Genomic DNA, 15173 nt, shown 5'->3' on the forward strand with positions numbered 1-15173 from the left:
TCTGCACACGAAATCTCACCAAACCTGCATTGTTTGCAACATCAACCTTTGGTGATTGACCAAACGAGCGTCAGGTTGCGAAAGCGCCCACCAGAACGCGGGTTGCACACACCTCCACGCACCGCCTCATTTGCCGCGCCCCACCAGCGGCGCAAATTGACGCCACCACGCATCCAGCCGCACAGGCCACGTGCGTTCCACCCCCTCGCCCGTTGCCACCCGCAAGAACGCCGCCGCCCGCCCAGCGGCGAGCGTGGGCGAGAAAGGCACGCTGACCTGCACAGCGCCCCCCGGCGTCAACACCCCCGACCACGCGGGCGTCGGCGCGCCCCCCATCGCGCGCGTCAGCGTCATCACTGTGGAGACCACGCCCAGATTGTGCAGCGTCACCTCAGCCAGGCGGGGCGTCGCCGGCGTGGCAAGGCTTGGGGTGAGTCGTCCACTCAACGCCGGCCATGCCCCATCCACCCAGACCACCGCCCGTTGGGTCGTCGTCAGCGCCGCGCCGTCGCCAAACGTGGCTTGCAACGTCACCGAGGGCACCGCCTGCGCCTGCACCGCCGCCGTCAACGTCCACACCTCGCCGAGGACCAGCGCGCCCGTGCGTTCCAGCCGGCGCACCCCCGCATCAAACACCCAACCGCCGCCCACGCTCCCCGTCACCACGTCGAGCGCTGCGGGAAGCGCCAGCCGCACCTGCGCCGCGCTCAGCGTCACGGGAACGCGCACCGTGAGCGTCAGCGGCCAGGTTGCGCCGGCGGCAACCGCCGGGGGCGTCTGCAACCGCGCCTCGGCAAAGGGGCTCATCTCGTGCAGAAGCGCCGCCAGCACCTGCTCACGCGCCGCGTCGGGCAATGTTTCCAGCGGGAACGAGGCGAACGCCGTGCGCCATGTGGGCGTTGCCCGGCGCACGCCAATCGCGTTGGTGGTTTCGTCCCACAGCCAGGTCGTCGCTTCCGCCGTGGGTTCAATCCCATCGGCGAAATTGTCAAAGGGGTAGCGCAATCCCCATTCGTGCCCCCCCTGCGTATCAAGCGGGCGCGCGTCGAAGACGCCCAACGGCGGCGCATCATACGCCAGCGTCGGCGAGACCGAGAGCCGCGCCGCCGCCACGCCCAGGTAGTCGCGCGCAAACGCCGACGCGCCGCGCATATCGAGATACTCCTGCGAGGAGAGAATCAGCCGCCCGCCCGCTTCCAGAAAATCGGTCAGCATGCGCTCTTCGTCCGCCGTCAGCGGCGAAAACCAATCATACGCCGTGAACCAGAGCACCACCCGCGCCCGATTGAGCAGGTCGGGCGTCACGGGGTGCGCTTCGCCCCCGGTGGCAAAAAGGTCATACGCCACGCCCAGCGCGTCCAGCGTGCGCGTGTAGGCGGTGCGCACATCGAACCAACGGGCGTCGTCTATCACCAGCACCGGCGCCGGCGTCTTGAAGGTGAGCGGCACGGTGAGCGCCTGCGTCGGCGCGTCGCGGCTCTGCACAGCCAGCGTGTAGCGCGCAAAGTGGTGCGGGCGGGCGTCCGGCGGAATGGTGACGGTCGGCGTCAGCACCACCGTTTCACAGCCGCCCAGCGTCAGCGTCGCTGTGGTGGTGAAGAAGCCCCCATCCGGCAACGCCACGCGCATGGGCCACGCCCCACCGCTCAGCGTCAAATCGAGCGTCTGCGTCAAGACGCCGCGGTTGTCCAGCACCAGGGACGTGGAGACCACACGCCCCGCCTCGCCGATAAGCGGCGCGCGCGTCGCCTCAGCCACCAGCGCGTAGGCGTCCGGTTCAGCCGCCAACCAATCCAGGCTACGGCGCAAGGCGTCCACACGCGCGGCGGTGTCGCCCATGCCTTCCAGCCCGCCCCCCAGCCAGAGCGCGCGGTAGGGGCGGCATGTGCCGCTTTGCACGCCCCCAACCGCGCCATCCGCCCACGTCAGCACGGGTTGGGTCGTGCGGGGGTCCAGCACCTGCACACTGTCGGGGTGGTATTGCTGGCGGGCGCTGTCCGGGGTGTTGAACGCCAGCGTCACCCCGTCGAAGAGCGTGCCCGGCACGCCTACCAGCGGCGACAGATTGCCTTCATTCTCAAAGAAAACGCCCAGTTGGTTGAGCATGTAGTGCGTGTAGAAATACGCCGCCCCGCCGGCGTCCCAATACGCCACATCCTGCCCCGTCAGCAACATGCGCGCCCCAGCCGCCAACGCTTCCGAGATAGCCCGTTCAGCGCCAATCAGCGCGGGGGAATCGTGGGGCGCAGACCAAATCACCACATCGAAGGCAGTCAGCAGGTCGGCGGTCGGCGTATCCGTGAGCGGTCCACGGTCGCCAAAGGGGTTGGCGATACGGTGCAAGGTGTAGGGCAGGCGCAGCGCATCGAGCGCCTCTTCAAAGAAACCAATCTGGCTGTCGTAGTACCATGCGCCGCTGTCCACCAGCAGAATGGAAGGCGCAGGGTCGAGCGCGACCGTGAAACTGAGCGTTTGCCCGGCGGCAAGCGTCGGGGTGATAGACGCCACGCGGTGCGCCATCGCCTCAACACGCAGCGCCCACGTGCCGGCGGGCAGCGTCAGCGTGAAGCGCCCCGACGCATCGGTCGCGGTCTCGGCAAGCGGCGCGGGGCACTCGTCGCACGGCAGCGTAACCGTCGCCGTCAGCGGCGTGCCCTGCACGGCGTCCACAACCCGCCCCTGCACCGTGCCCCACGGTGCGCGGGCAAGCGTATGCGTGAGCGTGTAGGTCGTTTCGGCGTCCACAGCCAGCGTCGTCGTCAGCGGAAGGTAGCCAAACGCCTGCACGCCAATGTCGTACAACCCCGCATCCAGCCCCAGGCGATACGCACCGTCGGCGTCCGCCGTGACCACCAGACGGCGCGCCCCATCGCGCCGCACCGCCTGCACCTGCGCATAGGCAATGGGCGCATTGGCGGCGTCGCGCACCGCGCCCACCACCACCCCCGACGCCGTGAGCCGCAACGCCGCCGCTTCGGCGTTCACCAGCCCCCAGCCGGTGGCGTTGTTGGGCGTCTGCGCGCCCACAGGCGTTGCCGTCGCGGTCAGCAAGGCTTCCAGGTCGTCGGGCATCAGCGTGGGGTCCGCCTGAAGCAGCAGCGCCGCCACGCCCGCCACATGGGGCGCCGCCATGCTCGTGCCGTCCAGCAAGCCATACGCGCCCCCCGGCAGGCTCGAAAGAATGTTCACCCCCGGCGCAGCCACTTCCGGCTTGATTTCGTTCCACGGGCTGGGACCACGCGAGGAGAAAGTCGCCGCCTGCCCCTCTTCATCCACAGCGCCCACCGCCAGCGATTCGGGAAAACTCGCCGGGCTTTGAATGCTCTCCGGCGCGGGACCACTGTTGCCCGCCGAGAAAATGGGCAGAATGCCCGCCGCCCGCAGCGCGGCGACATCGGGCTGAAAGGCGGTATCATCGGCAACGGGCGACCCCCACGAATTGTTGACCACATCCGGCGCGAGCGCGGGATCGCCATTGGGCGCCATCACCCACTCAAACGCGGCATGAATCCATGACTCATAAGTGTAGCCCCCCGCCGTAAAAATCCTGACCGCAATCCACTGCGCGCCCGGTGCTACACCAATCGGCGTGCCGTCTTCGGCAACGCCCACCATCGTGCCCATAGTGTGCGTCCCGTGCCCGTTGCCATCGCACGGGTAGCGGCAAGCGGCATTCGTCACGTCGAACCAGTTGCCCACATGCACCGCCGGCGTGCCGGGGCGATAGCCGCGGTAGCGCGTCATCAGCGCGGGGTGTTGCCAATCCACCCCCGTATCCAGGTTGGCGACCACCACGCCGCCGCCGTCCAGCCCCAGCCCATCGCGCACGCGGTCAACGCCCAACATGCGCAAATTCCAACGCCAGGCGGTGGCGTCCGCCGAGAGCGGAGCGGGGCGGGGCGCAAACGGTTCCAGAAAAAATTGCCGGTCGGGGCGAATGGCAACCACATCGGGGTGGCGGCTCAGCGTGGCAAGGGCGCGCGGCGTCAAACGCGCCGCGGCGACGGGGGCAATCCAGAAGAAGCGCACCGCCTCGGCGTCGCCCGCTTCTTCGGCGTGGGCGAGAGCGCGCTGCAACGCCGCCCCCTCGCGCGCGGTGGCGGCTTGCAAGGCGGTGATGACAGCCGCGCGCTGTTGGGGCGTGCGCGCCGTCGCCGGAAGGTCGGCGAGCAAGCGCCCGGTGGGCGTGCGCCGCCATTCAACCAGCACGGGAAGCATGGCGTCGGGGGATGCGGTGCGCAATTGGCGCAACAACGCGGGGTGAAGACGGCGGGCGTCGGGGGCGAGCGGCGTTGGCGGTTGGGCGTGCGCCAGCGGGAACAACCCCACCAGCCCCGCCAGCACCACCGCCGCGGCAACCATCAACGCGCGAAACGAGAGGGCGCGGTTGCGCCGCGCCCTCCAAAAGCCCTTCTGTTGCCCACCGTTCCCATGCGCCATGCCATGCTCCTAAAAAGGCAAGAAGAAAAAGCCAATCGCCAGAATCACAAACACGGCAAGCAGTTGAATGCCTTCCATCCAGTTGCTTTCGCCGTCCAGCGCCACAAACGCGGCAATAATCGTCGCCGCGCCCAACGCTTCCAATTCAAATGGGTTGAACACCAGGTCCATCGGCTCCGGCGCGATGAAAAGGCTCAGCAGAACCAGCAGCGGCGCGACCAACAACGCAATCTGCATAGACGACCCCAGCGCGATGGACATGCTCAGTTCCATCTTGTTTTGGCGCGCCACTGTCACAGCGACCAGGTGCTCGGCGGCGTTCCCCACAATCGGGATGATGATAATCCCCACAAAAAACTCGGACAATCCCATGGCGGCAACCGCCGGCTCGACCGCCCCCACCAGCACCTCGGACAACCAGGCAATCGCAACGGTTGAAAGCCCCAGCACCACCAGCGCGGTGCGCTTGCTCCATGTCGGTTCGTGGTGGTGCACGGGCGGGGTTTCAATCGCCGGCACTTCCACAGCCTCGCGGCGGAAGGTGAAGAGCACGCTGAGCGCGTACACCACCAGCATCGTGATCGCGACGCCGACGCTCAGCGCCTCGACGGTGTCATGGGTACCGCCGTTGGCGGTGATAGCGCGTGCAAAAAAGGTGGGAATGGCGAGCGCGATAATCGCCAGCGTCATTTGCGTTGCCGCCAGGCCGGCGTTCACACGGTCGAATTTTTGTGTGCCATGTTTGAGCCCTCCCAGCAAAATCGCCAGCCCCATGATGAGCAGCAGGTTGCCGACAATCGAACCCGTAATGGACGCTTTCACCAGCTCAATCAAACCGGCGCGCAGCGCCACAATCGTGATGATGAGCTCCGCGGCATTGCCCAGGGTGGCGTTGAGAAAACCCCCCAGACGGGGACCGACGTGCAACGCCAACTCCTCGGTTGCATCGCCAATCAGCTTGGCAAGCGGCACAATCCCCAGCACCGAGAAGAAGAAAATCACCACTTCGCCGACATGCAACAGCTCAGCCACCAGCGTCAGCGGGACAAACAGCAGCAACCAGTAGAGCGGGTTTTTGACGTAGGCCTTCACGCTTCGGTTTCCTCCTTCGTCCATTTTTGAATCGTGTCGCGGGGAAGAATGACCTGCAACGCGCACGGCGCCACCTCAATCGTCACCGGTGTTGTGCCGTGCACTTCGGCGTCCACCTGCACGGGCAAGGGGGGCGTTGTCTCGATCACCACACGCTGCACCTGCCGGCGCATAATCGGGGGCAAGCCGGCACGCCAGCGGAAGGGCGTTTGCAGCGCCGCCCAGAGCAACGCCGCCCAGTGCCGCCCCTGGAAGAGCGTCACATCGAGCAGCCCATCCATGAGGCGGGCTTTGGGCGCCAGTGGCACGCCGGCGTAAAGCCGGGTGTTGCTCACCGTCGCCATAACAATGCGCGTGCGCATGACGTCCCCATCCAGCGTGATGGTGGCGACATGTCCCTGATACCGCGCCAGGTGGCGCAGCGCCTGCCAGATGTACGCAAACCCTTTGAGGCGTTGTTTCGTGTGAAAGTCCACCAGGCGCACCACTTCGGCGTCAAACCCAATGCCCGCCACCATGATGAAGGCGCGCCCGTTGGCACGCCCCACGTCAATCGCCGCGGTTGCGCCTTCCACAAGCACCTCGGCGGCGTGTTGCAGGTTTTGCGCCAGCATGGGGAGCGAGGTGGCAATGCCCGCCTCCATGGCAAACACATTCGCCGTCCCCACAGGCAAAATGCCCAGGCGCACATCCGTTCCAACAATCGGTTGGATGACTTCGTTGATCGTGCCGTCGCCCCCTGCGGCAATCAACACGTCCACACCTTCGGCCACGGCCTCACGGGCGATATCGGTCGCGTTGCGCTCAGGGGTTGTTTCGCGCCACGAGACAAGCCAGCCATGTTCGACAAGATAGCCCACAGCACGACGGAGCGCGTCGCGCTGGCCGGGGGCGGTGCCGGCAACGGGGTTGAGAATCAGAACCGCTTTCATGGTGGGCATTATACGATGAAGCCAGAGACAAGCAACAAAAAAGCGCGACCGTGCGGTCGCGCGAGGCGGAGGGAGAGGGATTTGAACCCCCGGTGGGCGCAATGCCCACAACGCATTTCGAGTGCGTCCCGTTCAGCCAGGCTCCGGCATCCCTCCATGCAGGTTGGTAGTATACTCATTTTGGGCGTTCAGGCAAACATTTGCGCGTTGCGCGCCTGTTTGCCGACCAACACCCCCAATCGTCTTTGACGCTCGCCCAACCACATGGTATACTTTTCACAATTGTGAACATTTGTTCGAGAATAAGGCCATGTGGGGCGATCTCGCGCAAGAACAATCTATTCTGCAAGCGCTGCTGGACGCAGCCGGGTTGCCCGCCGAGGTTGAACGAGCGGCGGACCACGGCGAGGCGCACTGGTTCTACCTGCGCACCACGCTGGACCCCGCCGCGTTCGAGGTGCTGCGCCCGGCGGTGGCGCGCGCGTTTGACGGCGCGACGCTTCGTTGGCGTCCACACGCCCCCTGGTTGGTGCTGGAAATCGTGCGGGCGACGCCCCAACGCCCCTTTGCGCTGGCGGACGTCTGGTCGCACGTGGCGGCGTTGCCGCGCTTCACCGCCTTGCTTGGCGTCACCCCGGAAAACGCCCCCGTGCACCTCACACTGGACTACCCGGACAACGCCAGCCTGCTGGTGAGCGGCGGTGCGCAAAGCGGCAAAAGCAATCTCCTGCGCCTGCTCGCGCTTTCAGCGGCGCTCTCCACCCCGCCGCGCGAATTGCGCATGGCGCTGCTGCATGGTCCCCGCGGCGACAACCTGCACGCCCTGCGCACGTTGCCCCACGTCTGGCATGTGGCGGCGCGCCCGGCGTTGCCCGCGCTGGTGGAACGGCTCCGCGCGCGCACGGGCGGCGGACAGCCGGCGCTGGTGCTGGTAGTGATTGACGACGTGGAAGACATTCTTGTGCGCAGTGGCGTGCGTGGTGAAAAAGCGCTGGATTGGCTGCTCAGCGAAGGCGCGGCGCACCATGTGATGACCGTCATGGCGGCGCGCGCACTCGCCCATCTGCCCGCTCACCTGCGCGAGTTGCCGCGCGTGCACCTGACAGCCGCGCCCGTTGGTGCGCAGATTGTCAAAGCGGGCGAAGCGGTGCCGCCTCGGGTGCAGGGGGCGCAGTTTGTGCTCCGCCACGCAGCATTGGGGGATGAAACGCTGGTGCGCGTGCCCTGGTGCGGCGCACGCGCCTGCGCGCACGTCGTGACGTGGTACAAGGCGCACCGCCCCATTGTGGAACCATTGCCCGAAGGGCGCGCCGCTCCCGAGGAAGCGGCGGCGGAAGAGGTCGCTTCACCATTCGATGAAACCGAAATTCCCGAACTGACGCTGGATGACGAGTAGCGCCATGCCCATTCCACCACCACCCATTGCTCTCACACCCGAACAAATGCGCCTGCTGGACGCATACGCCGACGCCTTGCAGGACGGCAATCGCCGCATCAACCTGACGGCTATCACCGACCGCGACGCCATCTTCATCAAGCATTTTTGGGATACGCTGGCAATCACGCCCCACTTGGACGCGCTGTTGCCCCCCGACGCCCATCTGATTGACGTCGGCACGGGGGGCGGTATTCCGGGGCTGGTGCTGGCGATTGCGCGCCCCACCTGGCGCATCACCCTGCTGGACGCCACACGCAAGAAAGTGCATTTTGTGGAAGAGACCGCGCGCACGCTGGGGCTGAACAATGTGCGCGCCGTCTGGGGGCGTGCCGAAGAGGTTGCCCGCGAGAGCGACCACCGCGAGCAGTACGATGCGGCGGTGGCGCGGGCGGTTGCTCCGTTGCGGGTGCTGGCGGAACTCTGCCTGCCGTTTGTGCGTGTGGGCGGCTGGTGGTGCGCGATGAAAGGTCCCGCTGTTGCCGAAGAAGCCGCTGAGGCGCACGCTGCGATTGCCCTGTTGGGGGGCGAACCGCCCCACATCGAAATGGTGGAGGTGCCGGGGGCGGACGCTCAGCGGGCTGTGGTGCTGGTGCGCAAACACGCCCCCACACCGGAGCGATACCCGCGCCGCGCGGGGGTGCCCCACAAGCGCCCTCTGGGGTGAGCAGGTCGGCTACTCGTCCTATCTCCTTTTGACGAAGAGCCAGACGATAAGCAGCAGCAACGCCAGGAAAACTCCAAGCATAAAGATCGTCCCGCCCCAAAGGTATCGCTCCCACTCAAAGGCGATGCCCTTTATTTCGGATATCATATCTTCTATGAAGAACAGGCCCAGGTAGGCACCTATGGAAGCCAAGACTCTGAGCGCCGTATTAGAGGGCTGCATATAGCAAACACCGAGCATACCAATCATCAGAAGCACGAAAAACCACGCCAACCGGTCAACTGGTGTGCCGAACAACCCCACGCTCGATTGATTCAGTTCAAACTACAACATGCTCCCCACACTCAACCAAACACCAAGGCGCACGCTCCTTTGCGTGACGTAGGGGATGAGCAAAAGCGTGCCCCACAAGCCGGCAAACAACAAGCCCCCCACGACGAGAACGTCATGCAGCGTCCAGGAGAAATCTGAAAGCAAGGCTGCGATGGACAAAGGAATTGCCAATAGCCCCAATGTAAACGTGAAAGCGGTTTGGGCAGTGCTCATGAGCATAGGCGGTGTTTTATCTTGCTTCATCATCACATTCCCACGTATAGAGGTTTATATCATGTGAATGTATGCGCAGGCGGCAATACCCCTTCTTCAATACCGCCAGCGAGCCAACAACCGCACTTCATTACTCACCAGTCATCCTGCACTGGTTTGGCAAAAATCGCGATGAGGAAGTTGACCGCCAAGAAAAAAAACCAGAAGAGGAAGAAGGCTATGGGAAGCGCGTACTTCTCCCATGCGAGTGTGCCGCTCTCCATTTCCAACAGCATGTTTTTTATGATGGTGGTGTAGAACATGTAGCCGCCGGCAACAGCCATAACTTCCAACACCACGACGACTGGCCCGCTGTAAAGCATAATGGTCGGCATGCCAATCACCAGGAGCAAAACAACCCACGCGAGCGGGTCCATCGGTGTTGTGAATAATCCCGCGCCCAACTGATTCCACACAACCCAACACATGCCCACCACACTCAACCAGAGAATCAAGCGCACACTTTTTTGTGGGATGTAAGAGACGAGCAAAAGCGTGCCCCACAAACCGGCAAACAACCAGTTCACCACGAAGAGAAGTTCTTTCGGCGTCCACGTCCACTCAAGAGATGGATCCAGGACGCTCAAGACAAAGGGGATAGCCAACAGTTCCAACGTAAATACAAAAGCGGTTCGGGTAATGACAAGAAAGGACGGGCTCTTTTGTTTTTCCATACTCACCCCCACACAAAACGGTTGCTATCGAGTGATGATACGAGCGCGGCGTAAATAGGTTCCTTCTTCAATACCGCTAGCGAACCCAGCAAAATGAGTTTGCGGCGTGCGCGTGTGATGGCAACGTTGAGCCGACGTTCATCACGCAGCAAATCGGGCACGAAAGGCGCATACAGACTGAGCGAAACAATGATGAGGTCCCGTTCCTGCCCCTGGAAACGGTCAACCGTGTCCACGCTGTTGCGAATGTGCTCAAGCGCCCCCTCGCCAAAGCGGCGCACCAACATGCGCCGAATGGCAGCGACCTGCGCCCGAAACGGCGCAATCACCCCCACTTGCTCCCACGTCAATCCAGCGGCAAAGTACCCTTCCAGCAGGTCGGCGACCAGCGCGGCTTCGTGCTCGTTCTGCCGCGGCAAGCCGTTGGCGGAGAGCGGCGTATCCACCCAGACGACGGGGCGCGCCGGGTCGCGGATGGGCGCATAGGCATCGTCGGGAAGCGCCCCTACCGCCAGGCGAGCGCGTGCGACTTCGTCCGTGCCCGGCACCAGGCGGTTGTCGTACCAGCGTTCGCTGGCAATGCGGCAAATGTCGGCGTTCATGCGGTACTGCTCTTCCAGCATGACGGTGGCGATTCCCCCGCGCTGCATGTCCGCCACAATCAGGTCCTCGAAGAGCGAGCGCGAGAGGCGCGGCGTCTGGTCTTCAAAGAGAATGTCGCTCATGCGGCGTCGCCCTTCGCTTTGGACGACGGGCGGCAACTGCTTGTGGTCGCCAATGAGCACGAATTTGCGGGCAAAACGGAGCGGCGCAAGCGTGGCGGGCAAGGTCATTTGCCCGGCTTCGTCCACAATCGCCACATCGAAACGCAATGCGCCGTCCCACGTGCCGCGCATCCAGGTTGAGGCGGTGGCGGCAAGGACGGGCGCTTCCAACAACAACCGGCGCATCTGCGCAATGTGCGTTTCCACGTCTTCATGGAACGCCAGTTCGCCCAGCAAGCGACCATGCACCTGCGGGTCGGTGCGCAACGGGTTGCCCAGCCGCACCACGTGTTCCCCCAACCCCACGTCCAGGAGCGCCCGCACCATGTTGTCCACGGCGGTGTTGGTTCCAGCCGCCAGCAACACCCGCTCACCGCGCGCCAGACATTCGCGCACCAGCGCCGCGATGAGCGTTGTTTTCCCCGTGCCGGGGGGACCCTGCACCAGCATGTAGTCGCGCATGCGGGCGAGTTTGTCCAGCGCTTCTTGCTGGCGTTCGTTGAGAGGGCGTCCCCCGATGGTGGGCGCATGGTGCAGACGTGGCACGGCGGCGTCGAAGAGGGGGGCGCGGTGCCGAATCACAAGGTCGCGCCGTTCGGGGGGCTGTTTCAGCCAGAGCCAGAGCGGCGTGTACTGGCGTGTGAGCAAATCTTCGGATGTGTACTGGTCCACCAGTTGGGGCGTAAATTCCAGCGGTTCGTCCACCTGCACGGTGAGGCTGGTTTCATCAATCGCCACGATGGTGGCTTCCGCCATGCGCCCACTGAGCGGTCCCGGCGCTTCACTCAGCAGCACATAATCGCCGGCGCGCAGTTCGGACTGGTTGTCGGCGGCGAAAGTGTAGAGCACACCTTCCCCCTGCGCGCGCAGGTCGCGGTAGTCGGTTTGGCGGTCGAGAATGATGGTAGCGCCGGTTTGCACACGGGCGTCGGGCGTCATCGCCCACAAGGTGGCGTGGGCGGCTTTGACAACGGTCAACTCCTGGTCGAGCAGGCGCACCCACGTACGGAACCAGCGGCGGGTCTCGGCGTCAAACTGGCGTTCAAAGCCGAACCGCCCGCGCACGTCCGCCCAGGGGCGTGTGTCCTTGTGCCCCAGCAAGACTGTGGCGGCTTCGCACACTTCGGCGGCGACACACTTGCGGCACTTGTTGGCGCTGTACTGCTCGAAAGGCGCAAAGCCCAGATGGTCAATGAGCACTACGCGGTTGCGGGCAATCACCACCTGCTGGAAGACGTGCGGATTGAGCGCGGCGTCGTAGCGCACGGCTTTGTCGCCTTCCCCGTTGGGATAGAGCACAAACGCTTGATACCCCTCAGGACGCGCCCAGCGGCGCGCCAGCGTCATCAGGACATAGGCGGCTAACTGCACCTGGTCGCCCAGGCGAATACGCTCGCCCCAGGGCTTGCCCGTTTTCAATTCCCCCACCCAGACATTGCCGGGGATTTCCCACAAGGCGTCAATGCGCCCTTTCAAGCCCACTTGCGGCGCGAGCAGGAACGTTTCACTGCGTCCGGTGGGGCTGGGCAGCGATTCGGCGCGATGCCAGCGGTAGAGCCGTTCGAGAATGGGGCGCACGTCGTTGGCGAAAAACTCGCGCACGTCCAGGTGCAACAGCGCCAGGTGAAGCGCCGAGATGCGCCAGGCGGTTTCGATGGCGCGTTGCCACGCCGCGGGGGCGGTGGGCACACGCGAGACCATTTCTTCAAAAAGGGTGTGAATGATGTTGCCGCGCACAGCGGGGGCGTTGGGCGAACGGGGGTTGAAGCGTTGCAAAAGATAACTGCGCGGGCAAAAATCGGCTTCGACGAGGGCGCGGACGTTGACGAGCCAATCCGGTTCGACAATGACGAGCGAGGCGTCGTCGGCGACAAGGGTGTCGTCGGGCGCGCGGCGCAGGTGGTAGGCGAGCACCTGCAAGCGGCGGTCGCTTTGCCGTCCGGCGTGATGCAGGGCGGCGGCAAGCGGCGTCCATGCGCCTTCCAGCCGCAAAAGCCGGTCGCCGTCCGGCGTTTCCAAATGCAGGGCGGCGGCGCCGGCGGATTGCAACGCCATGACAACGTCGCCCCGCACGTTGGGCACGTCGCACCGTTGCCCATCGTGGCGATAGTGGCAGGGCAGGCAAAAATCGGCGTCGTCGCCGGCGTCGAGGGTGGGCTGGTGTTCCACCAACAGCGGCAAGCGGGCTTGCACCCAGGCGGCGGTGGAGCCCGCCGCATAGGTGGGCGACGCCAGAGGCAAAGACGTTGCCGTGCACGGGCGCGGCAAGGGCACAATGCGCCCATGCCAGTGGTGGGCAAGCAGGCGGCGCACAGCGCGGTACGTGGTGCGCCACGCGGGATGGCGCGCCGTGTAGCAGGCGTGCGGCAAGTGGTCGGGGGCTACGGCGTCGTCAGCCGTTTCGCCGGGCGACGCCAGCCGCACGGCGGTGACGGCATCATGCAGCAGGGGCACGCCGGCGCGTTCACACGCGGCAACCAGGCGCGCGATACGCTGGCGGGCGGGGCGTGTGGGGTCGGTGAAGACCAGCACCACACCTTCCGCTTTCCAGACAAGCAAGTCGGCGGCTGGAAAACCGGCGACGGCGATGTAGAAGGCGTCATCGTTGCCGAGCAGGTTGTTGAGGGCGTGTACCGCTTCGTCCAGTGGCGGCGTCAGGTCGGTGAGACCGTTGATGTACCAGAGTTCAACAGGCATGGTTGGGCATCCCGTCGTGGCAGGTTGTGGTCTGGTTGTAGCGCAGTCCGCAAGTTCTGACAAGTTGCCGACCGTTTCAAGCGAGGTATCATCTGGCGCTATGAAACGCACATGGGGATTGCTTCTGTTCATGGTCTTGCTGGTTGCCGGCGCAGCGGCGTGTCGCTCGACACCGCCGCCCAAGCGTGTTTTGCTGGAAGTGGACGGCACGCGCCGCTGGCTCACCACCAGCGCCGAGACCGTCGCCGACATGCTGGCGGAGCAGGGTGTGGCGCTGGGCGACCTTGACCGCGTTGAGCCGCCTTCGTTCACCCTGCTGGAAGACGGTATGCGCGTGCGTGTGGTACGCGTGCAAGAGCGCTTTGTGGATGAGGACGTGCCGTTGCCCTACACGCGCGAAACCCGCCGCGATGCGACGCTCCCGCGCGGTGAGATTCGCGTGGTGCAATTGGGGCAGGTGGGGCGCGAACGGCTGCGGTGGCGCATTCTCTCTGAAAATGGTGTGGAAGTTTCGCGCGAGGTGGCGTCGCGTGAGACGCTGGCGACGCCCCAACCGGAGATTGTGGTGCTGGGCACGTTGGGCGCATTGGAGCAAGTGCCTATCAGCGGCACGCTGGTGTACCGCGCCGGGGGGAATGCGTGGGTGATGCGCGGCAACAACACGCCACGCGCTTTGACCACAACGGGCGACCTGGACGGGCATGTGTTCGCGCTTTCACCCGATGGGCGCTGGCTGCTCTTCACGCGCAAGCCGATTGGTGGGAACGTGGGGCAAGGCGGTCCCATCAACTCGCTCTGGTTGGTACGGACCGACATTGTGGACGATGAACCGCGCTACCTGGAAACCGACAGCGTCTTGTGGGCGGATTGGCGTCCCTGTTTGCCGCAACAAGGGCGCGCATGCCCGCCCGAACAGTACGAGATTGGCTATTCGACGGCTGAACGCACGCCCAACCCACCGGGCTGGAAAGCCCGCAACGATTTCTGGCTGTTGTCGCTGAACGGCGACGGGACGCTTCTGACGCGGCGCGAGATTGGCGAGCCTGTGGGGGCGGAGTGGTACGCCTGGTGGGGGCGCGAGTGGGCGTGGTCGCCTGATGGACGCCTTGCCGCTTGGGGCAGTGCGACCGCGCTGGGGGTGTTGAATGTTGCGACGCGCCAGCACACCGTGCTCACCACGTTCTACCCGTATGAAACGCTGGCGGCGTGGGTCTGGACACCGCGCCCCGCATGGCGTTCGGATGGGGAATGGCTGGCGGCGGTGGTGCATGCCCCTTCGCCGCGCGCGTTGCGCCCCGACCGCAGTGAGCGCTTCGATTTGTGGCTCTTGCCGATGAGCGTTTCCGCGCCGCCTGTGCCGATTGCCGAAAATGTGGGCATGTGGGCGATGCCGGCGTGGTCGCCCACCGCGCTGGAACTGGCCTACGCACAGGCGGAAGCGCCGGACGGTTCGGCGCTGAGCCGCTATGCGTTGATGCTCATGGACGCCGACGGGTCAAACCGACGGCGTCTCTTCCCTGCAAACGACACACCAGGGATGGAACTTCCCCGTTTCGTCTGGTCGCCCGACGGTGAAGCACTGGCGGCTATCTGGCAGGGCGATCTGTATCTGGTCGCACGCGATGGCACAGCGACGCCACTCACGGCAACCGGTGACGTGACGCATTTGGATTGGCGATAACGAGCGTCCTCACAGTCGCCTGTTGTACGCCCACAAACAAAACGCCCCCGCGCCGTATTGGCGCGAGGGCGTGTGTCGCCTCAGGAACGCGGGCTTAGAAGTCCATCGGCGGCGTGCCGGCGTCGGCCTTTTCCTTTTCGGGCAGGTCCGTCACCAGCGCTTCGGTCGTCAGAATCATCGCGCCGATGCTGGCCGCGTTGAGCAAC

Annotated in this window: 10 protein-coding genes and 1 tRNA gene; 3 read left to right on the forward strand and 8 right to left on the reverse strand. The window is 64.9% G+C overall.

The genetic code is table 11. The features are described from left to right. Positions 1-126: 126 nt before the first annotated feature. From SE16_RS12645 to SE16_RS12660, 4 genes are all read right to left on the reverse strand, one after another. Complete coding sequence (locus SE16_RS12645) at positions 127-4440, reverse strand: S8 family serine peptidase (protein ID WP_060687679.1); 4314 nt, start codon at positions 4438-4440, stop codon at positions 127-129. A gap of 9 nt (positions 4441-4449) precedes the next feature. Next, entirely contained in the window at positions 4450-5532 is a 1083-nt protein-coding gene (cax, locus tag SE16_RS12650) for a calcium/proton exchanger (protein ID WP_200907179.1), read from the reverse strand. Beyond that, entirely contained in the window at positions 5529-6464 is a 936-nt protein-coding gene (locus tag SE16_RS12655; RefSeq protein ID WP_160316936.1) for a diacylglycerol/lipid kinase family protein, read from the reverse strand. Before SE16_RS12655 ends, cax begins: the two co-directional genes overlap by 4 nt. 66 nt (positions 6465-6530) lie before the next feature. Then, positions 6531-6620: transfer RNA gene (locus SE16_RS12660), tRNA-Ser, on the reverse strand. A gap of 136 nt (positions 6621-6756) precedes the next feature. Between SE16_RS12660 and SE16_RS12665 the strand changes: the two genes are divergently transcribed. Both SE16_RS12665 and rsmG read left to right on the forward strand, forming a co-directional pair. Next, positions 6757-7860 (forward strand): FtsK/SpoIIIE domain-containing protein, encoded by a 1104-nt coding sequence (locus tag SE16_RS12665; RefSeq protein ID WP_161804547.1) that lies wholly within the window; start codon positions 6757-6759, stop codon positions 7858-7860. A gap of 4 nt (positions 7861-7864) precedes the next feature. After that, the gene (rsmG, locus tag SE16_RS12670) at positions 7865-8566 is read left to right on the forward strand and encodes a 16S rRNA (guanine(527)-N(7))-methyltransferase RsmG (RefSeq protein WP_054492023.1); all 702 of its coding nucleotides are present in this window, start codon (positions 7865-7867) and stop codon (positions 8564-8566) included. 18 nt (positions 8567-8584) lie between these two features. Here the strand turns inward: rsmG and SE16_RS12675 are convergent, their stop codons facing one another. From SE16_RS12675 to SE16_RS12690, 4 genes are all read right to left on the reverse strand, one after another. After that, entirely contained in the window at positions 8585-8869 is a 285-nt protein-coding gene (locus SE16_RS12675) for a hypothetical protein (RefSeq protein ID WP_054492022.1), read from the reverse strand. A 21-nt stretch (positions 8870-8890) separates the two neighbouring features. Further along, positions 8891-9112, reverse strand: a complete 222-nt coding sequence (locus SE16_RS12680) for a hypothetical protein (RefSeq protein WP_161804548.1) — start codon at positions 9110-9112, stop codon at positions 8891-8893. A 134-nt stretch (positions 9113-9246) separates the two neighbouring features. Then, a complete protein-coding gene (locus SE16_RS12685; protein ID WP_054492020.1) occupies positions 9247-9825 on the reverse strand; it encodes a hypothetical protein in 579 nt (192 codons plus the stop codon). 2 nt (positions 9826-9827) lie between these two features. Continuing rightward, entirely contained in the window at positions 9828-13286 is a 3459-nt protein-coding gene (locus tag SE16_RS12690; protein ID WP_054492019.1) for an AAA domain-containing protein, read from the reverse strand. 100 nt (positions 13287-13386) lie between these two features. Between SE16_RS12690 and SE16_RS12695 the strand changes: the two genes are divergently transcribed. Beyond that, a complete protein-coding gene (locus SE16_RS12695) occupies positions 13387-14967 on the forward strand; it encodes a G5 domain-containing protein (RefSeq protein WP_054492018.1) in 1581 nt (526 codons plus the stop codon). Positions 14968-15173: the final 206 nt, after the last annotated feature.

The sequence above is a fragment of the Ardenticatena maritima genome (assembly GCF_001306175.1).
GTDB classification, from domain to species: Bacteria; Chloroflexota; Anaerolineae; order Ardenticatenales; family Ardenticatenaceae; genus Ardenticatena; species Ardenticatena maritima.